At 42.0% G+C, this 803-nt stretch carries 1 protein-coding gene; it reads left to right on the top strand.

The window, feature by feature from the left end; genetic code table 11:
- A partial coding sequence (locus QWZ08_RS28100) for an SDR family oxidoreductase (protein WP_290341368.1) occupies nucleotides 1-803 on the top strand: 803 nt, incomplete at both ends.

Raw genomic sequence — 803 nt, forward strand, 5'->3', positions numbered from 1 at the left:
GCCTTTTATCATCAGTTTAAAGACGATTACGAAATCAAGTGTACCGATAAGGATGTCAACGAGAGCTGGCTTTCATTTTTGGATTTCAGGGATTTTGCAGCCTATAAAAAAGATGTGATGGCTTTTAAGCCGGACTATCTTTTTCACCTGGGCGCTTATACAGATCTTGAATATTGTGAACAGCATGCTGAAGATACTTATGCCACCAACACAATGAGTGTTGAAAATGCAGTGTATCTCAGCAACGAACTGGATATTCCGCTTTTATACATCAGCACAGCCGGTATATTTGATGGCGCTAAAGAACTGTATGACGATTGGGATATGCCCAATCCTCTGGGGGTTTATGCCAGAAGCAAGTACATGGGTGAAAGATTTGTTTGTGAAAACGCCAAACGCTTTTTGGTATGCCGTGCTGGATGGATGATGGGTGCCGGGCCAAAAAAGGATAAGAAATTTATCCAGAAGCTGATGAAGCAATTAAAAGAAGGTAAGAAAGAATTGTTTATTGTAGACGATAAAGATGGTACACCCACATTTACCCACGACTTTGCAAAAAATGTAAAAGCGCTGATTAAAAATGAATATTGGGGATTGTATAATATGGTATGCGGCGGTCAGACAAGCCGGCTGGAAGTGGCGGGTGAATTGTTAAATCTGCTCGGCCTTGCTGATAGCGTTAAAATAACCAGTGTAAAATCTGACTATTTTAAAGACGTTTATTTTGCCGAACGTCCGCCATGCGAGAGACTTGTAAACCGCAAGCTGGATCTGCGCCAGCTGAACCTGATGCAGGATTGGAG

It is taken from the genome of Ferruginibacter paludis, assembly GCF_030409685.1.
GTDB classification, from domain to species: Bacteria; Bacteroidota; Bacteroidia; order Chitinophagales; family Chitinophagaceae; genus Ferruginibacter; species Ferruginibacter paludis.